16 protein-coding genes and 1 tRNA gene are annotated in these 19,409 nt (G+C 44.0%); 11 read left to right on the top strand and 6 right to left on the bottom strand.

The features are described 5' to 3' along the window. Positions 1-129: 129 nt before the first annotated feature. On the bottom strand, positions 130-696 hold the full coding sequence (locus tag CI957_RS04695) for a hypothetical protein (protein WP_096712865.1): 567 nt from the start codon (positions 694-696) through the stop codon (positions 130-132). 623 nt (positions 697-1,319) lie between these two features. Then, the gene (locus tag CI957_RS04690) at positions 1,320-1,757 is read right to left on the bottom strand and encodes a transglutaminase family protein (RefSeq protein WP_241645917.1); all 438 of its coding nucleotides are present in this window, start codon (positions 1,755-1,757) and stop codon (positions 1,320-1,322) included. A gap of 202 nt (positions 1,758-1,959) precedes the next feature. Here CI957_RS04690 and CI957_RS04685 point away from each other — a divergent pair, with 202 nt between their 5' ends. Next, on the top strand, positions 1,960-2,976 hold the full coding sequence (locus CI957_RS04685) for a hypothetical protein (RefSeq protein WP_096712864.1): 1,017 nt from the start codon (positions 1,960-1,962) through the stop codon (positions 2,974-2,976). 55 nt (positions 2,977-3,031) lie between these two features. Continuing rightward, on the top strand, positions 3,032-3,454 hold the full coding sequence (locus CI957_RS04680; RefSeq protein WP_128754318.1) for a hypothetical protein: 423 nt from the start codon (positions 3,032-3,034) through the stop codon (positions 3,452-3,454). Between the two features lie 119 nt (positions 3,455-3,573). Here CI957_RS04680 and CI957_RS04675 read toward each other — a convergent pair whose 3' ends face one another. The 4 genes from CI957_RS04675 to CI957_RS04660 form a co-directional block, all read right to left on the bottom strand. Continuing rightward, positions 3,574-5,001, bottom strand: a complete 1,428-nt coding sequence (locus CI957_RS04675) for a PH domain-containing protein (RefSeq protein ID WP_241645915.1) — start codon at positions 4,999-5,001, stop codon at positions 3,574-3,576. Further along, on the bottom strand, positions 4,994-5,482 hold the full coding sequence (locus CI957_RS04670; protein WP_096712880.1) for a PH domain-containing protein: 489 nt from the start codon (positions 5,480-5,482) through the stop codon (positions 4,994-4,996). Before CI957_RS04670 ends, CI957_RS04675 begins: the two co-directional genes overlap by 8 nt. 36 nt (positions 5,483-5,518) lie before the next feature. Further along, positions 5,519-6,412: a formylmethanofuran--tetrahydromethanopterin N-formyltransferase gene (gene fhcD, locus CI957_RS04665; protein WP_128754316.1), complete on the bottom strand. Its 894-nt coding sequence runs from the start codon at positions 6,410-6,412 to the stop codon at positions 5,519-5,521. A 79-nt stretch (positions 6,413-6,491) separates the two neighbouring features. Beyond that, the gene (locus tag CI957_RS04660) at positions 6,492-8,468 is read right to left on the bottom strand and encodes a copper-translocating P-type ATPase (protein ID WP_128754315.1); all 1,977 of its coding nucleotides are present in this window, start codon (positions 8,466-8,468) and stop codon (positions 6,492-6,494) included. 257 nt (positions 8,469-8,725) lie between these two features. Here CI957_RS04660 and CI957_RS04655 point away from each other — a divergent pair, with 257 nt between their 5' ends. The 9 genes from CI957_RS04655 (at position 8,726) to mutL (ending at position 19,398) form a co-directional block, all read left to right on the top strand. Continuing rightward, the gene (locus CI957_RS04655) at positions 8,726-9,388 is read left to right on the top strand and encodes a winged helix-turn-helix domain-containing protein/riboflavin kinase (protein ID WP_128754314.1); all 663 of its coding nucleotides are present in this window, start codon (positions 8,726-8,728) and stop codon (positions 9,386-9,388) included. 15 nt (positions 9,389-9,403) lie between these two features. Further along, on the top strand, positions 9,404-10,132 hold the full coding sequence (ribB, locus tag CI957_RS04650; RefSeq protein WP_096712858.1) for a 3,4-dihydroxy-2-butanone-4-phosphate synthase: 729 nt from the start codon (positions 9,404-9,406) through the stop codon (positions 10,130-10,132). 34 nt (positions 10,133-10,166) lie between these two features. Beyond that, positions 10,167-10,244, top strand: a tRNA-Pro gene (locus tag CI957_RS04645). Positions 10,245-10,402: 158 nt separating this feature from the next. Beyond that, positions 10,403-11,731, top strand: a complete 1,329-nt coding sequence (gene trkA / locus CI957_RS04640) for a Trk system potassium transporter TrkA (protein WP_128754313.1) — start codon at positions 10,403-10,405, stop codon at positions 11,729-11,731. A 9-nt stretch (positions 11,732-11,740) separates the two neighbouring features. Next, entirely contained in the window at positions 11,741-13,177 is a 1,437-nt protein-coding gene (locus tag CI957_RS04635) for a TrkH family potassium uptake protein (RefSeq protein ID WP_096712856.1), read from the top strand. Positions 13,178-13,279: 102 nt separating this feature from the next. Further along, positions 13,280-14,137, top strand: coding sequence for an ABC transporter ATP-binding protein (locus CI957_RS04630; protein WP_096712855.1), 858 nt, complete (start codon positions 13,280-13,282; stop codon positions 14,135-14,137). After that, positions 14,134-14,919 carry an ABC transporter permease gene (locus CI957_RS04625; protein ID WP_096712854.1) on the top strand — a complete coding sequence of 262 codons (786 nt, stop codon included), beginning with the start codon at positions 14,134-14,136 and terminating at the stop codon, positions 14,917-14,919. The genes CI957_RS04630 and CI957_RS04625 overlap by 4 nt, the downstream gene beginning before the upstream one ends. A 37-nt stretch (positions 14,920-14,956) precedes the next feature. Then, the gene (gene mutS / locus CI957_RS04620; RefSeq protein ID WP_128754312.1) at positions 14,957-17,602 is read left to right on the top strand and encodes a DNA mismatch repair protein MutS; all 2,646 of its coding nucleotides are present in this window, start codon (positions 14,957-14,959) and stop codon (positions 17,600-17,602) included. Between the two features lie 2 nt (positions 17,603-17,604). Continuing rightward, a complete protein-coding gene (mutL, locus tag CI957_RS04615; RefSeq protein ID WP_128754311.1) occupies positions 17,605-19,398 on the top strand; it encodes a DNA mismatch repair endonuclease MutL in 1,794 nt (597 codons plus the stop codon). The last annotated feature ends 11 nt before the right edge of the window (positions 19,399-19,409 follow it).

Raw genomic sequence — 19,409 nt, 5'->3', positions numbered from 1 at the left:
TAACATTTGAATAAAAAATTGTTTAACTTTAGATAGATTAAATAGGATAGACAATCTTGTGTTTCAACTAAATATATAAAAAGAGATATAGAATGGTCATATTAAACTAGACCATTCTATATTTTTCAATTAAGATACGTTTACAGTAAACCTATCATTATCAGTTGCTGTAGCTCCTGTTATTGCTTCAGTTGCAGAATCTCCGGCATAAAATTCAAAGTCATCTATACTATTGAATTTTACTTTTACCTTCATATTTTCATCGTATCCAAATGTATGAAGGTCCATCCAATATAATACTGTAGCAGGTCCATTAACACTTCCCCACTCTGGAATAATAGTCGATTCGCCATTTCCAAGATAATATACGTTGTCTGGCTCTTTGCCATCGTATACTTCTTTATATTCGACACCGTCTGGTATTTTTAAAAAATAGTTGCTAAATCCACCAGGAAGTACATAATTATCGATGTTTACATTAATTGTTCCATAATCATACTTGTTGTAAGAATACGTGTCAGGATAGATATCAATATCTGCATCTAAAACGATGTTTCTATTGAGGCTCTGGTTATCAATCGAATTATTTTTGCTCAATGAATCAGTTTGTGCACTCACAGAAGATACAAAAGCCATACTTACTAACAGCAATGTCATAAGCAACAGGCCCATTCCAGCTAATCTATTTTTGTTCATTCTTTGTTTACCTCGTTTGTTTACTCCAGAGGCAAAGCTACGCTTATGTAGTATAAACAGCAAACTTAGCGATGCCTTTGAGCGTACATGTGGGACTCAACGGTTCTTACAAGGTTCAAGTGAGCCCCACATTGCAACTTCTTATGTACAGTATTCTATAAATTAATAATCATAATGAAGATTCATCACTTGGGTTAATATTCATCTAAAAGATAAATCTCTGTAGAATCCCTTCATTTGAACAGGAACTGTGGTCCCGGTATATTACCAATATTATAGGTAACTTTAGTTGCGGGAAAACCAGTTCCAGATTTTCCCACTTTCCTCTCTGTCAACATCAGCGAGTGCAAATCGGTTTCCGCCTCTTGATAGGAACTTGTGCTTGTGAGCATCTGTTTTAACAATTTGATGATAAGGTTTGGATTGTAAGAATTTCAAATCATCAACATTCCTTTTTTTTGTATTAGCTGTATATCTGGCAGATTTTCGGCAACATCGTCATAGCTGGTGTATTTTTTCAACACCTCAACGATAACAGGAAGCGGGTCTGGACAGATTTCAGGCAGATCTGCCTCCTCTTCGAATTTTATCCCAAAGGCCAGTTGTTCTTCAGGGGGTGTTAATCAGGCATCAACTCCTTCTTTATTACCCCTTGCATCAATGCGATACCATCCACCGGAAGGAAGATATACGGCATTAAGAGTGTGAAGACAGAACGGTTCCCCGTTATCATCCCTGCTCAAACGCTGATAACAAATTCCACAAGGAATGGAGTTTGCCCTCAAAAAGGCTGCCATCAGGTGGCTTTTAGCATAGCAGTAACCTGTACCGTGTTCCAGAACTTCTGAGGCTTTTAAGGTAACAGGATTCATTTTGTAATCATTGTTGTGCAGTATTTCATCCCGCACCCATTCAAAACAGTGTCTGGATATTTCAACCGAATCTAGTATGATCAGCTGCAAGCTCCTTTGCCTTTTTAGTACCTCTGGGTGGTTCCAGTCGATTATTTCAGTCACTCTCAGGTAATCCTGCATATCTTCTCTATTTTTAATTTTGTTCACCTTCAGTTTGATGATATGGTCATAAAATATTTATAGTAATAAAAAAACTCTCTTTTAGAATATCGTGAAGATATTTTGGGGTTCAGTTTGACCTAGCAGTGATGGCTGAACCCCAGTGCCCTGAGGCAAAGCTAGGTTTGTTTTTTACGCTATATAAGCATGGCTTTGCCTCCTGAACTGAATAAATCAGGAGATAAAATAAATGCAAATAAATGCAAAATCTGGAGTGGGTATAATACTAACTGCAATGTTGCTGGTGAGCATGGCATTTGTGCCTACGGTGAGTGCTCAAGCAAATGAAAATGTGGGAGTAAAGGCTGAAAATATTGATTTCAGTATTGAAAAAGAATATGGTAAATTATTCCTAGAAAAAATGGGCTATTCTGCAGAATTGACTTCTTCAATTCCATTGAAGAATCTGGAAGGTAATGTTGAAGCTGTTGCTTTTTCGGTAAATAATGAAGGTTACATCATTATTAATGTAAACGATTTATCTGTGCCTGAATATTCAATGACAAGCGAAAATCCATTTGTTGACAAAAATAAAAACTATTACTACAATGGACCCCTTGCTTATGTTGAAGGAGAACTAAAAAGTGAAAGAATCAAAACTGCTTACATTTACAAAAAGGAAAGGGTGAATAAATCTAAGAGACTCTCTGAATTGAAGAAGATATTTATGGAAACTTCTAATGTTCAATTACTTTCGGGTGCAAGTGGTATTTTGAGCCATTCATTAAGGACTTGGGAAGACAACAATATTTATTGTGGTCCAATTGCTGCTGGAATCAATTTAATTTATTTGGATGATTACCTTGATAATGATTTTGTAGCCTCCGGTTATGAAAATCAGAATGATTTGCTAGATTTTATAACCAATGGTTATATTGATAATAGTGGGACGTATGCATGGCAATTAAGGAATGGATTGAACAGTTATATTGAAGATAGAAATCTTGCTAATGAGTACAGTGCTTACGCAATTGCTTTCGATTACAGTAAATTAATGTCTCTCATAGATGACGATAAACCTGTCGATGTTTCGACTAATAATCATCCAACTTTTGATGACCATTGGATAATAGCACATGGATACTTTGTACAGGATGTCCCATATGTTGTTCCGCAACCGTATATCGTGGTCAATAATGGGTGGGGAGATAACAATATCAATGTTCTTGTTGGTGACTATCTTATTAACCAAGTGTGGATCGAATAATTTTCCTGAAAATATTCTATTAGAATATTTTCTTTTTTATTTTTGGGGATTTAAAATGAGCAAAATAATGAACAGTTTAATTTTATGTTTAATCCTGTGCAGCACAGTAATTTATTCTGGTTGTATATCAAATCAAACTGAAGAAAAAAAAGTCACTGAACTGACAGATATCGATCAGCATATAATCACAAAAGTTTCCGTCAGGAATGGAATGAGTGGAGATTTGAGTACAACAAATGATAGAGTAAAAATAGAAAAATTAATCAGTCAACTTGATAGGTATTCATTGGAAGAAAAAGGTAATCAAGAGCCTATGTTCGGGTATCGTTATTCAATAAAATTTTACAGTGGTTCCAGTAAAATCTCAAATATAGTTATTGTAGATTCTAAAATTATGCAAGTTGATGAAGTTTACTATGATGTCATTAACTCACCTCTTGATCTTGTAACAATTGATAAACTTGTTGATTCAATGTAACTTCCATCGCTTCGTATATGCATGTAAGAATAACTTTTTCAGGAATGGTTCCACTGGAGCTGATAAGCAGCTGCTTCTCGTTGGGATTATCCCTGCTGGGTCTCTAATGTGGATCGTGTTTAGTTGCGGGAAAACCAGTTCCAGATTTTCCCACTTTCTTTTCTGTCAATATCAGCGAGTGCAAACCTGTTTCCGCCTCTTGATGATAATACGGAAATCCCGATTGTGTTCAGGTCACTCATGCGCTGGAAAGGGTTGGAACTTATCTGCATAGTCTGGATATGGTCTCTCAATACGAATACATGATAGCGGTGGATATTGCGGAATCTGAGCGTTAATTGTTTTTCCAGGATGGCAGTTCCTCCTGTATTGTAGCGGGAAAGCCCCAATAGGAAGGTAGGGGGCAGGACCAGCAGGGAGACCCATCCGTAGGGAACCAGCTGGAGCAATAAAACAATAACAATAGCCGGAACCAGTAAGCGTATAATATAGCGTTTCCTTGACCTTAATGGCAGAGGATGCATATTTTCAGGAATAATATATTCAGGGAACATGTTGTCCATGAATCTTGACAGTTCCCTTAAATTCAGCAGGGGATATAATGTAGTCACGTAATCCTGTTTTTCAGAGCTGCCTCCGGCAACTTCTGCATAGATCGAACACAGGTTAAGGGGCTGTCGCAGCAAACTATCCTTTACAGACAGAGCCTGGATTCGTTTCATATTCAGGTTGTATTCCTTCTGTTCAATAAGGCCGTAGGATATCCGGATGTCATCTTCCTGGCGTTGCAGGGTAAAATTGGAGTATTGGACTGCAAAGACCAGGGTTGATATGATCCATGAAAGCAGCAATAATCCAAATATTAGTATCAGGAGTAGACTGATATTGATATTGTTCCGGGGAATTACCTGCTCAAGAATGAGTCCCATATAACTTTCAGGAATATATGGATAAAGCTGGGATAATGCAGCCGCTATAAGGGAAAAAAGCAACATGAACCTTCCTGAAGTGGCTCCTGCCAGAAGCAGGTTCAATAGGGGGACATTGTAAGTATTTACATTGGCGTTCCCGGTTTCTGACTCCTCTGCATGATTTTTGCCGGACCCGTTTGTTGTATGGTTTTCTAAATAGGTCTTTATGTTCTGGCTTTCCTGCAGGGTTACAGCGGTGAGTGATAGTTCTGCTTCCATGCTGCCGGCTGTTTTGACATGTAAACTCGTGACACCCAGGAGTTTTTGTATAAAATTTGTGATTACATTAACCGTCTGGACTCTTTCCCTCTTGATTGATCTTTCCTTTTTAAACAGCAATCCCCTTCTTATGTGCAGGTAGCCGTTTTCATACTGATAGGTGAAAAAATACCATTTTGTTGTAGAATAGGTAAGGATTGCGATCAAAGCAATAGCAGCCAGGAGAGGAATGTTCACATTACCCAATTCATCCCTTCGTGATAATGCAAAAAAGAATATTGGTGGTATTGCATATACTATGCTTTTGACAGTTTCCAGGATTATCATGAATGGATGCTGGTGTTTATACTCAGACATCTTCATCACTTACTTTTGCAAGAGCTGCTATTTCTCCCATGAGCTCTGCAGCTTTTTCCCTTGATAGAGCGGGAATGTAATGGTCTGTAGCAGCTGTGGAGATCCTTAATGTTGCCAGCCCGAAGAATCTCATCACAGGACCGTGTTCAGTATCAACATGCTGAATCCTGACCATAGGGATAAGGGTCCTTTTGATTATGAAAATACCGTTCTGGATATCTACTTCATTTTCTCTTATTTCATAGCGCCAGAAACGTATCCTGAGTTGTGGTGCAATTATTGCTGACCATAATGTGTATACTGTAACCAGTGCTATACCTATCCAGCCCCATTCTCGAGGTAAATCCCATGCAGGACTTATCAGAAAAATGTATGCTAATGGAATCGAAAAGGCGACAATACCTAGCAAGAGTCCGCTTACAAACCAGGATTTCAATGCACGTGAATCGATACACTCAGAAGGTTCATTTTCAAACATCATTACCGGATCCGAAAAAGAAAAAAAGAGGACCCCGGCTCATACGAGGTCATGGAGATTGAATTTGTAGGGGCCAAGGTTTCCGCCGTAGTTGCCTGCGGAGATCTTCTTGATACCAGGCACCTTTACGGATGCCTTTATACCGGCTGACATTGCGCTGGAAATTGCTTCTTCACTGATACCGTTGATAACGATCTCGTAAACTGCTCCCACATCTTCGGGGATCTGGGTATCCTCGATCTGGTCCCTGATGGAGGGGCAGAATTTTTCGTTTGCTGTTGCCTTGAGGAAAGTGTACTTGTTGGCACCTGGTTTGGAGCCACTGGCCACTATACCGCCGGGGAATGGAGTAATGGAACCTTCGACCTTTTCTATGGCTTCAACTGCTGCTTCTGCGGCATTGAGAGCGCTCATCTGGCAGTCTCCTAATATAAAAAAATTGCCGCCTGCTACACCTTTTACTCCACCCATGGAGTGTTCGGTGATGAAGTCGCCTTCCATTATTGGAATCTTGTAGGCTTTCCTGCCATCGACCTCGGTTTCGGATTCGGTACCGTCTGCGAAGAATTTGAGCTTGAAACCTGTGTCAAACTGTTTTTCAGCATCCGGCAGACCGTTGAACATTGCTGTTGTGGGAGCGGTCAATACACACTGGCCCAGTCTTTCCAGGAGCTGTTCTTCCAGGGATTTGTAGCCGAAGGTGCAGATCTGGATGTACACACCAGGTCTTCCGTCAGGGGTTTCATCCGGACTGGCAACCCTTTCGATACCGCCTTCTGCGGGACACATGATGACAGAGGTACCAAAACCTGTGGCTTCCTGTGCAGCTACCCTTGCCCATTTTTCGTTCAAGGCTGTGATCAGTACTCTTCCGATCTTTATCGGAAATGCTTCTGCAAAAGTATCTTCGATTTCTACTCCGTTAATTTCCATAATGACACCTGCTCTTTAATTAAGGGTACAAGGGAGATACTGTTTGCAGTACAAATAATCTTCGACATTGCTTTTTGCTTCATTCAAGAGAGAGGAATTTTGCATTGACTGCAACTATAACCGTACTCAGCGACATAAGCACCGCTCCCACAGCCGGGGACAGCAGGATTCCCTGGCCGGCCAGCACCCCTGCTGCAAGTGGGATGGCGATGGCATTGTAACCTGTGGCCCAGAAAAGGTTCTGCTTCATTTTCCCGTAGGTCTTTGCCGAGAGGTCCAGGACAGTTATCATATCAAGGGGATTGCTGCGTACCAGCACAATATCTGCTGTCTCCACTGCCACATCAGTTCCGGCCCCGATGGCTACACCCAGGTCTGCGCGGGCCAGGGCAGGCGCATCATTCACACCATCACCAGTCATTGCTACACGCAGTCCTCGATTCTGGATTTCCTTAATCTTCCCTTCTTTTTCCTGGGGGAGTACTTCAGCAAAATATTCGTCAAGACCTATGCTTTCCGATACCCAGCGAGCTACATTTTCATTATCCCCTGTAAGCATCATACAGCGTATGCCCCGCTCTTTAAGGGTTGCAATAGCCTGTTTTGATTCAGGACGTATAATGTCTGCAAGGGCTATGGCACCTATTAACCTATCCTCCTCAACCACGAAAACAACAGTCTTACCCTGAGCTGTTAACCCCTCGGTTTCAGCTGCGCCAGGTTCGAACCCCTGGTCAGCTATATAGGAACCACTTGCAACAGTGATTTGCTTGCCTTTAACTGTAGCAAAGGCGCCCTTACCCGGGATACTGTTAAAATCCTCAATAGAATATTTTTCCTCTGCTGATTCCACAATACCCCGGGCTATGGAATGTTCCGATTCGGCTTCCACCGAAGCAGCCAGTTTCAGGATTTCTTCTTCTGATACATTCTCAAAGGCAATTATGTCGGTGACCCCGAATTTTCCTTCAGTCAGGGTGCCGGTCTTGTCAAAAACCACTGCATCGACCTCATATGCCTTCTCAAAAGCCGCCCTGTCCTTGATCAGCAGGCCGTTGTTGGCGGCCAGTGCAGAGGATACTGCAATCACAAGGGGAATTGCCAGGCCAAGGGCATGGGGACATGTGATTACCATTACTGTAACCGCTCTTTCCAGGGAAAAGGCGAAATCATAGCCTGCCAGATTAACCCAGGCAAACAGTGTTATTGCACCTGCACTTAAGGCTATGACAGTCAGCCACAGGGCGGCCCGGTTGGCCAGGTCCTGGGCACGGGAGCGACTTTCCTGGGCCTGTTTTACAAGCTCAATTACCTGCGAAAGGAAAGAATCGGAACCGGTCTTTTCGATAATAATCTCCAGGGACCCTTCCCCGTTGATGGAACCTCCAATCACTTCATCATCTTTTTCTTTGGATACAGGAGTGGTTTCCCCGGACAGCATTGCTTCATTGACCGAGGACTGCCCTTTTGCCACCCTGCCGTCTGCGGGAAGTTTTTCCCCGGGTTTGACCAGTAACCTGTCCCCGTTTTGTAAATCCTTAAGAGCTACATCCTCGGTCTCACCATCTTCTCCTATACGGTGGGCCTGGGAAGGCATGAGTTTTGCCAGTTCCTCAAGAGCCATGGAGGCTCCCATCACAGATCTCATCTCGATCCAGTGGCCCAGGAGCATGATGTCGATAAGGGTTGCCAGTTCCCAGAAAAAGAATTTGCCTGCCAGACCGAATACCACAAGGCTGCTGTAAATATAGGCCACGCTTATGGCAACGGCAATCAATGTCATCATGCCGGGCTGGCGGGATTTGAGTTCATCCAGCAGGCCGGTAAGGAAGGGTTTGCCACCGTAGAAGAAGATCAGTGTGGAAAAGGCAAAAAGCAGATAAGAAGCACCTGCAATTGTCGGCAGGCTCACTCCTGCACTTTCCAACCCCTGTCGAATTATAGGTGACAGGAATAAAACCGGTAATGTAAGAACTACAGATACGAAAAAGCGTTTCCTGAAATCTTCAAGCATCATTGCATGATGCGAATGTCCATTATTATCTCCATGTTCCATTTTTATTCCTCCTCAAGTCTTTCCTCCGCAACTTTTACAGTAGGCAGCATCCAGGTCATGTCCCTGAAAAGCACAACCCGGATATTTTTAAAGGCATATTTCCTTTTGTCTGTTCTACGATTTTTGCTTTAGCGATGCATATCCCTAACTTCTCATGGTTTTCCCGATGGTTATAATTTACTCTGTTGCCAGGCGAACATTTATTAACGATAAGCCAGATATGAGATACGTCTCAATTTTGAGATGGAGTATTTCACATGCATCTAATTCCAGCACTGAAAGAACTGGGCCTTTTAGGGGCTCTGAACCAGCCGGTTAAACTATCCTCAGCTGAGTTTGCCGAATACATGGCGACCAGCTCCAAGACTTCAGCCAGGATTCTCAAATCCCTGGAAGATGAAGGTTATATTGAGAGGCGTATTGTGCCTGGTGGACAGGAAGTGCTGCTCTCAGCTGCTGGCCGGCAATTGCTAAAAAAAGAATACGAAGATTACAGGCATATATTCACCGAAACCGTTGAGAAAAACCCGATTCACCTGCGGGGACATATTGTAAGCGGGCTTGGTGAGGGTCACTACTATATTGGCCAGGAAGGCTACCAGCGCCAGTTCGGGGACAAACTCGGTTTTGCCCCTTACCCGGGAACTCTCAATGTGCATCTGGATGACCTTAGCCTGAAGTTCAGGGATAAACTTGCAGAAAGTGCTGTGATTCCTATCTCCGGTTTCACAAGCGGGGAGCGTACTTTCGGTGCATGTCATTGTTTCTGTGTGAAAGTTGAGGGTTTTGAGGCAGCAGTTGTGGTTCCCGACAGGACCCATTATCCGGTTGATCTGCTGGAGATAATCTCTCCCGTGAAATTGCGTGATGAGCTTGATTTGAAGGACGGAGATGAGGTTGAGGTTACTGTTGATTATTGATTGGAGGTATCTATTATGGACAATTTTAAATTTTCAGATCCCGAAGTTAAAAAGGGCGTTGAGGCGGTTGAGCGGGGAGAAATGGTATTTATATTTGATTCGGACAGCCGGGAAGGAGAGACGGATTTTGTGATTGCGGCTTCGGCTATTACTCCTGATGATGTACGCTGGATGCGTCGCGATGGTGGTGGTCTGATCTGTACTGCCCTGGCCGATGAGGTCTGTACTACGCTGGGTTTGCCTTTCATGGCAGATTTGCTGGCAGAAGGGGCAGGCAGATGGCCTGCAATTGGTAATATCGTGGAGCAGGCCGGTGACCTGGCGTATGATAGTCGTTCATCCTTTTCCATCTGGGTCAATCACAGGGACACCCGTACGGGTATTCCGGATAATGACCGGGCCCTGACCATAAACAAGCTGGCTGAGATTTCTGAAAAGGGTAGAAACGGGGAAGCCGTTGTTTTTGGAGACGATTTCCGTGCACCGGGTCATGTTGCATTGCTACGGGCAGCTGAAGGACTTGTGGAAAACCGCCGGGGCCAGACCGAGCTGTCGGTTGCTCTTGCACAGATGGCCGGTATAACCCCTGTTATGGTAGTCTGTGAAATGCTCGATGATACCAACGGCAAAGCCCTTTCAAAAGAGGATGCCAGGACCTATGCCCAGTTGCATGGATGTGTTTTCCTGGAAGGTGCCCAGATCACAAAGGTCTATAAGGAATGGGTAGCCCGGCAGAAAAAGTGATATAGGGAAAGTTCCTATTAGAACCAATCCCCGTGGGACCGTAGGGTAGCCTGGTCCATCCTGCAAGGCTGGGGGTCTTGCGACTGGAGTTCAAATCTCCGCGGTCCCACCATACATCGGCTTTTTTTTAAATGATATTTCTGTGGCTTTGTTCATTTTCCCTATATTAACACACAGGAAGGATGGTAAACTAACAAAGATTAATATGAGTGATCTTAATAGTAGGATTATGAATTTGTTTTATATAGTATAATTTTATGGGGAATATGGATGAAAATTGTCATTATAGGTGCAGGGGAAGTTGGCTACCATATAGCAAAATCATTGTATCTGGAAAATGATATTGTTGTCATTGATGAAGATGAAGATGCCTGCCAGAGAGCGGATGAACTTGACGTACAGGTAATCAAGGGAAATGGTGCAAACGCTACAATTCTTGAAAAAGTTTTGATCGATGCCGATCTTCTTCTGGCTTTAACAGGTGATGATGAGATAAATATTGTCGCCTGTATGGCAACTAAATTGATAAAGCAATCCAGTAATACCTTTAAAACCATGGCACGAGTCAGTAATCCTGATTACATAGACAGGCCAATAGCCAAACGTACCCAGGTTGGTATCGATGTAATGATATGCCCTGAACTCGCGCTTGCATCTGAAATTGCTGATATTCTTTCTATACCTTCTGCGATTGATTCGGAGTCATTTGACGATGGAAAAATAAAAATGATGGAATTTGTTGTCAAAGAAGACAGTCATCTCGTAGATAAACACATCCGTGATATTGGCTTATTTGACTGCTGTATTGTGAGTGCCCTTTTCAGGGGTTCGCAAATTATTATTCCCCATGGTGACGACATTATCCGTGCAGAAGATCACGTTGTAATTATCGGTGAAAAATCTGCAATGAAAGATATATCTTCCTTTTTTGGAAAGATCAAAAAAAATACTGCTATGATTATTGGTGGCGGAATCGTTGGACTTTATCTGGCTCAGTTGCTTGAAACGACTGATATGAAAATAAAGATAATAGAAAAAGATAGACACCGATCTGAAATGATAGCGAACCATCTCAAAAAAACTCTTGTGCTTTTTGGGGATGGCTCTGACCTCAACCTCCTCAGGGAGGAGGCTGTGGGGGAAATGGATGTGGTAATATCTGTTACGGACAGTGATGAAAAAAATTTGCTCTGCTCTCTTCTGGCCAAACAGCTAGGATCAAAAAAGGTGGTAGTAAGAGCAGACCATTTTGATTATGTACCATTATTTGAGATGGTTGGTGTAGATCGTGCTGTAAGTCCCAGGCAAGCAACGATCAATGAAGTGCTCAAACTCACAATGGGTACAGGAATAGAGGCTCTGACAACCATTGAAGGAGATAAGGCTGAAATTGTGGAGTACACAGTTTCTAAAAAATCAAAAATAAACGACAAACTTCTCAAAAATGTGAACTTCCCGGAGGGTTCAATTGCAAGTATGGTTATCAATGAGAACTCAACTATTGTTCCCCGTGGAAATTATAAAGTAAAAGAAGGAGATCATATTCTTGTGTTTTCTATACCTTCTGTACTTCCAGATGTAGAAAAACTGTTCAAATAAGGTGCTTGCATGAATTTCAAAGTTGTAATGGGCGTTCTGGGAACTTTACTATGGCTTCTTGGATTATTGATGCTCATACCTCTTTTTGTAGGTATGTATTATGGTGAATCCCCCCAGACATTCGCTATAGCTTTTACTATAACAATGATAGCAGGTACGGTTTTTGCTTTCAGGATAGAGCCTGCAAAAGAAGACTGGGAACTTAAAGAAAGTTTTATGATTGTTGCTTTTGGATGGCTTGCAGCAGCAATTTTCGGTGCAATACCCTTTGTTCTTGAAGGAATGACTCCAATCAATGCTTTTTTTGAATCCATGTCCGGTTTTACTACTACCGGAGCTACGGTGATGGTGAATATTGAAAGTCATAGTAGAGGTCTTTTATTCTGGAGGTCTATGACCCAGTGGCTTGGTGGAATGGGTATAATTATGCTGTTTATAGCCATTCTTCCAAAATTGGGTGTTGCCGGAAGGCAGATGTTCAGGGCTGAAGTACCTGGCCCGCAGGAGGACAAACTACGCCCACGTATCAGAGAGACTGCAAAAATTCTCTGGATGGTATATGTGGCTATTTCTGTTGTAGAATGTGTAGCACTCTACCTTGCCGGACTAAACCTGTATGACTCTGTCACTCACACTTTTACTACCATGGCATGTGGGGGTTTTTCACCTTATGCAGCCGGTATAGCTGCTTTTGATAATCCGGTTGTGGAAGGTATAATATGCTTCTTTATATTCCTTGCAGGTGCAAATTTTGCACTGCATTACAGAATGTTCTATGTGGATAAAGGCAGTCTTTTAAAAGATGACGAATTCAAATTTTATACATTGATTATTGTAATTGCAACCACAATTCTTACACTTCTTCTTTTTAAGGACCGTATCTATGATCTGGGTAATTCTTTCAGGTATTCTGTATTTCAGGTACTATCTATTTTGACATCTACGGGTTATGCAAGTGCTGACTTTAACCAATGGCCAGATTCAGGCAGGATGCTTTTGTTTATAGTGATGTTTTTTGGGGGATGTGCCGGCTCAACCGGAGGCGGAATTAAGATTGTGCGTATCCTTCTTCTTTTAAGGTATGCAAACAGGGAGCTTTTCAAAGCTGTTCACCCTAAAGCTGTGCGTATTATTCGTTTCAATGGAAAAGCAGTACCTGATGATGTAATGCATTCCATTGTATCTTTTGTTATAATTTATTTCATCATTTTTTTCGTAAGCTCGGGTCTGCTTTCGATGATGGGAATGGATGTGTTCAGTTCATTGAGTGCATCCATAGCAACACTGGGTAACATTGGGCCGGCTTTCAATCTTTTCGGACCGATGGCAAATTATGACCTGTTGCCGTTTATGGGTAAATTATTGCTTGTTTTGAATATGTGGATTGGCAGATTGGAAGTATTTACAGTGATGGTAATGCTGACTTTTGCTTTCTGGAAAAAATGAAATATTAATAAACCCTATTTCAGTTTATTATGGATGATGTGGTGATGGCCTATTGAACCTGTAATCGTTGCGAAAAATTTACACAAGAAATTTGGAAGCTTTGTGGCTGTTGATGATGTCAGTTTTGAGGTAAATAAAGGTGAACTGTTCGGTTTTCTGGGACCCAACGGAGCCGGCAAGACTACTGCAATGCGGATTATACAATGTGTATCTCCTCCCGGCGGAGGCAGTCTCAAAGTCTTCGATATGGATGTAACACGTGACCAGCGCAAAATTAAAAATTTAATGGGAGTTGTACCTCAGGAAAACAATCTGGACATCGATTTTTCCGTTTACAAGAATCTCTATGTATATTCACGTTACTTTGATATCCCCAAAAGAAAAGCCGAACAAAAAATTGATGAGTTGCTGGATTTTGTGCAGCTAAATGAAAAAAAGGATACAATGACCGATTCTCTGTCAGGGGGTATGAAAAGGCGACTTGTTCTTGCCAGGGCGCTTGTGAATGAACCCCGGTTACTGATTCTGGATGAACCCACAGTGGGCCTGGACCCCCAGTCCAGGCATGTGATGTGGGATAAACTGCGCAGTCTCAAAAAACAAGGAGTTACCATTGTAATGACCACCCATTATCTGGAAGAGGCCGCCCAGCTGTGTGACAGGCTGGTTATAATGGATTATGGCAATATTCTTGTGGAAGGCAGCCCTTCATCGATAATAAGGGAGCATATCGGTACGGATATAGTAGAAGCTGAAAATACCCCTGAAGTGATAGCCTGTCTTGAAAACAGCAATGCAAGGTATGAAAAAACCGGAGATATGGTCCAGATATATACCAATGATCCTCATGACATTACTGAACATCTTTTTAGTGAATGCAGGCTGGGTAAGATTACTGCAAGGGCTGCAACACTGGAGGACGTGTTCCTTAAACTTACAGGGAGGAAGTTGCGGGAATGATGTCGTATTTTGCCCTGCCGGATATTACCCCGCGTGTCCTGAAAGTCTGGATGCGCAACCGGGATGTGTTCATGGCCACTTTGACGGTGAACTTCCTCCCCCCACTGGTGGAACCCACCCTGTATTTGTTTGCATTGGGATTTGGATTGGGTAATTACATCAATGAAATCGAAGGTGTACCCTATACAAAGTTCATTGCTCCTGCTCTGATATCGGTTTCCATAATGTTTGCCGCTTTTTATGAATGTACCTTTGGCTCCTATGTGCGAATGTATTACCAGAAAACCTTTGATGCCATTATTGCAACTCCCCTGAACATAGATGAAGTCATAGCCGGGGAACTATTTTGGGGAGCGACGCGGGGTGTGATCAATGCCAGTATTATCCTGCCTATCCTGTCAATTTTTGGCCTGGCTGTCTATCCGCATTCCCTGCTGGTAATCCCCTTTGCCTTTCTGGCAGGATTGATGTTTTCCTGTATTGCCATGTGTTTTACGGCAATCACTCCCAATATCAATTCCCTGACCTACCCTTCCATCCTGCTGATAACCCCCATGTTCCTGTTCAGCGGTACCTTTTTCCCGCTATCCCTGCTCCCGGAAACGGTACAGTACATATCACTGGCAATCCTGCCCCTGGCACATATAGTGATTGTTGTCAGGTCACTGATGAGTGGAATTATAGAGGCTTCCCTGCTGTTGAACATTGCCTGGATGTTTGGAGCAACCCTGCTGGTTTTCCTGCTGTCAATAAACCTTATGAAAAAGAGGCTTATAGTGTAATAGACCAAGAATTACACGTTTGCCGGATAGATTACCAATGAGCAAGATTACACCTGCGATGCAACAGTATTATGCTGCCAAGGAGCAACATCCCGATTCCCTGATATTCTTCCGTATGGGGGATTTCTATGAATCCTTCGGGGAGGATGCAAAGACCATCGCACATGAACTTGACATAACTCTCACCACCCGCGGTAAGGGAAAAGAGGGGGAAAAAATGCCTCTGGCAGGAATTCCCTATCATGCGGTGGATAACTATCTTCCCAGGCTGGTCAGGAAAGGCTACAAGGTAGCAGTATGTGAGCAGCTGGAAGATCCCAAAACGGCGAAAGGAGTTGTCAAAAGAGGGGTGGTAAGGGTGGTCACCCCCGGTACTGTTATAGATCCTTCCATGCTTTCTGATCCATCGAACAATTACCTGATGGCAATTGCCGGTAGGGGTCAGGATTTTGGTGTGGCCTTTTTGGATGTATCCACAGGAGAATTCCTGACCACCCAGATCAACGATCAACCTCCTTTTGACGGAATTGCGGGAGAGGTGGCACGAATGCGACCTGCAGAATGTATTGTCCTCCCTCAATTAAGGGAAAATGAGGAATTACAAAGGAGGTTGGCAGAGTTGAAGCTTTCCACCAATGAATTTGATGCTGCTTCCACAGACCCGGACTATGCGGATAGGCATCTATGTGAACATCTGGGTGTCTCCACATTGGAAGGCATGGGTTGTGCGGGTCTTACCTATGCAAAAATGGCGGCCAGCTGTGCTCTGGAATATGCCCTGGAAACCCAGATGCGTGAATTAAATCATGTCCAGTCCCTCCATACCTATTCATCCTCCGAATTCATGATACTGGATTCCATTACACTGCGTAATCTGGAGGTTGTGAGAAATGTCCGGGGAGAAGGAAAGGATACTACTCTTCTCCAGGTACTGGATGAGACCAAAACGCCAATGGGAAGCCGTCTGCTTCAAAAATGGATCCTCAAGCCCCTGCTTGATGTCTCCCTTATAAATAAACGGCTGGATGCTGTGGAAGAATTGTCTGATAACACCCTGTTGAGATTTGATGTGCGCTCCCATCTCTCCTATGTAAAGGATGTGGAGAGACTGGTGGGCAGGGTAGTTTATGGCAATTCCAATGCCAGGGACCTTGTTGCTCTCAAAAAATCCCTGCAATCTGTGCCCTCTCTCCTGGAAACCCTGAAGGGGGAGCATAAGGCAATGCTTGCCCGGATAGTACAGGGGATGGAAGATTTCAGGGAAATCGATACTCTCACTGACCTGATCGAGCGGGCTATTGTGGAGGAGCCACCTCTGTCCGTGCGTGAGGGCGGTTTGATCAAACCCGGCTACAGTGAGGAACTGGATGAACTGAAGGAAACTTCCAGTAATGCCAAATCCTGGATAGCCTCATTCCAGCAGAAGGAGAGGGACAGGACCGGGATCAAATCCCTCAAGGTAGGCTACAACAAGGTGATAGGTTACTATCTGGAGGTTACCAAGCCCAATATTTCTCAGGTACCCGATGATTACATCCGCAAACAGACCATGACCAATGCCGAGCGTTTTTACACCCCACAGCTCAAGGATTGGGAAGGTAAAATCCTGTCTGCCGATGAGAAAAGGGTGGCACTGGAATATGAACTGTTCAATGAAGTAATCTCGGTGGTAGCAAATCATTCGAAACAGTTGCAGGAGATGGCAGTATTGCTGGGAGAGCTGGACGTTTTGGCCTCCCTGGCAGAGGTTGCGGTGAACAATAATTATGTGCGTCCTTCCATAACCGATGACTGCAGGATACTGATACGGGAAGGCAGGCATCCTGTTGTGGAAAACTCGGTGGATGGAGGATTTGTTCCCAATGATGTGGAAATGGATTGTTCTGACGAGCAGTTCCTTCTTATAACGGGGCCCAATATGGCGGGTAAATCCACCTACATGAGACAGGTTGCCCTGATTGTCATAATGGCCCAGGCGGGATCCTTTGTACCTGCTACCCATGCATCGGTGGGCATCGTGGACAGGATATTCACCCGTGTGGGGGCTTTTGATGACCTGGCAAGCGGACAGAGTACTTTCATGGTGGAAATGGTGGAACTTGCCAATATCCTGAATAATTCCACTCCGAAAAGCTTGGTGCTGCTGGATGAGATCGGCAGGGGGACCAGTACCTATGACGGTTACAGCATAGCCAAGGCCGTTGTGGAGTATATCCATAACAAGGCCCGCCAGGGCGTACGCTCCCTTTTTGCTACCCATTATCACCAGCTGACCGAGATCGCTGAATCGCTCAAGAGGGTTAAGAATTATCATATAGCAGTCAAGGAGGACGGAGATGATCTGGTGTTTTTACGCAAGATTGTACCCGGTGCCACTGACAAAAGTTATGGTATCCATGTGGCCAGGCTTGCAGGAGTTCCCCATAAGGTGACTAAAAGGGCGCAGTCGATCCTGGAAGATATTGAAAGTGAGAGTGTGATCAGCAGGGAAAGTGAAGGTTCCAGAAAACGCAAGAGTGGTGCCAAGTATACCCAGCTTTTGCTGGTAGATCCGGAAAATAGTGGGGAGAAGGATTTTGATCCGGTTGCAGAGGAAATAAGGGACCTGGATATCAATAACCTCACTCCAATGGAAGCGTTGAACAGATTGCATGATATACAGAAAAAACTGAAGGAGAGTTGATTATGGAAAAGCCGGAGCATATCCATTTACTTGATGAGGCCACAATCAACCAGATCGCTGCAGGAGAGGTCATAGAAAGACCTGCCTCTGTGGTCAAGGAGTTGATAGATAACTCTCTGGACGCAGGAGCATCGGATATTCGAGTGGAAATAGAGGGGGCCGGATCAAAAAACATCACCGTGATAGATGATGGCAGAGGGATAGGCCGGGACGAAGCTCCGCTGGCCTTTTCCAAGCATTCTACAAGCAAGATCGAAAGCAAGGATGACCTGCACAGGATAATTACCCTGGGTTTCAGGGGCGAGGCGCTCTCCTCTATTGCGGCGGTTTCCAGAGTAGAACTTATCAGCAGAACCGCAGATTGTCTTTCGGCTGTAAAAATCGGGGTGGAAGGAGGTTTAGTTGGGGAGGTAACAGAGACCGGATCTTCGGTGGGTACACGTGTAGAGGTACGGGACCTGTTCTATAATACACCGGCCAGGCGCAAGTATCTCAAGAGCAAAAGGACCGAACTTTCCCACATAACTGATACCGTAACCCGTCAGGCACTTGGTAACCCGGGGGTTGCCTTTACTTTGTTAAATGAGGGCAAGGTGGTGCTGCGTTGCGGGCAAGGTGGACTATTCGACAGAATGGTACAGGTGCTGGGAGCAGATGTTGCAAGACAGTTGATACCCGTGGAATACAAGGATGACCTGTTATCTCTGTGGGGATATATCTCAAAACCGGGATATTATCGCAGCAACCGTGAGATGAATTATTTTTTCGTTAATAAAAGGAATATATTGTCCCCTGCTATCAGTAATGCTGTGAGACTTGGATATTATACCATGCTGCCCAAAGGTCGCTATCCTGCCGCGGTACTTAACGTGAGGATTAATCTGGAAGAGGTGGATGTCAATGTCCATCCGGCAAAACGTTATGTCAGGCTGAGCAGGGAGAATGAAATAATGGATGGCATCACGGCGGCTGTTGAGCAGGCGCTGAAACAGGAGAAACTGGTACCCGAAGTAAAGCCGTCCCGCACCAAGACCATGCAGTCATCCCTGGCATCTCCTGAAAAACCAACTCCAAAGGAACCTATCTCTTCTGAATCTCCTGTTATCCGGGAAAACACCTCAAATTACACTGCCCCTGCCAGAGATACCCAGCGCCGACTCAAAAGCTCAGAAAGGGCCCTGGCAGAAGAAAAAGCTCAACCTGAAAGGGTGGGATCGGGTGTGTCAGAGGCACGTATCCTGGGGCAGGTCAATGACCTCTATATAGTGGCTGAGACCGATGAGGGACTTTTGCTGATAGACCAGCATGCTGCACATGAACGGATAATGTATGAACAGATATCCAGGAGAGTAAAACACAACTGGCAGGAACTGATCTCTCCTGTGACAGTTGATCTGACCACAAGGGAAAAAGTGTTACTGGAAGAATACATACCCTGTCTGGAAAACCTAGGATTTTCCCTGTCAGAATTCGGTACGCAGACCTATGTGATAACAACCGTTCCCACTGTGATGGGGAAGATAGAGGACCCTTCGGTCGTGCACGATTTACTGGCTGATCTCTTTGAACAGGGAAGGATAAAGGAGAAGAAGGGCATGGAAGACATGTTGTGCAAGACAATGGCCTGCAGGAGTGCCATTAAGGCAGGGGCACCCTGTAATATGGAACAGATGCAAAATTTGCTGGACCAGCTTGAAAAGACCGAAAATCCCTATACATGTCCCCACGGCAGACCCACAATGATAACCCTGGGCAAAGCAGAACTGGATAAGCTGTTCAAGCGTACAGGTGTATGACGCTAATTTTA

The sequence above is a fragment of the Methanohalophilus sp. WG1-DM genome (genome assembly GCF_004104135.1).
Lineage (GTDB): Archaea > Halobacteriota > Methanosarcinia > Methanosarcinales > Methanosarcinaceae > Methanohalophilus > Methanohalophilus euhalobius.
This window is presented reverse-complemented; position numbering and strand designations above follow the sequence as displayed.